The organism is Mesorhizobium sp. M1A.T.Ca.IN.004.03.1.1, from assembly GCF_003997555.1.
Lineage (GTDB): Bacteria > Pseudomonadota > Alphaproteobacteria > Rhizobiales > Rhizobiaceae > Mesorhizobium.
Genome location: NZ_RZTV01000979.1, coordinates 1 through 241 on the forward strand (window position 1 = coordinate 1; position 241 = coordinate 241).

The 241-nt window shown below is 66.4% G+C and carries 1 pseudogene; it reads right to left on the bottom strand.

The window, feature by feature from the left end:
- A pseudogene (locus EOD29_RS34605) lies at positions 1 to 241 on the bottom strand (hypothetical protein); the annotation flags it as partial.

Here is a 241-nt window from a genome sequence, read left to right on the forward strand (position 1 = left end):
TCAGAAGCGTCAGCAGCCGCGACTTGGCGGCAAAGGCCACCCGGCGCTCGCCGTCACAGCGCGCCCGGTCGACCGCCGGGCTTGCCATGTCGGCAATCACGATCTTCTCGCCCTTGTACCAGAAGACGCCACCGTCGCCGACGCAATTGATATGGGCGCCCTGCCCGCAATAGCCGAAGGCGACTGTCCTGGCTTCCGAAACGTCAGCGGAGGCCGGCGACGGCACTGCCTTTATCGGCTG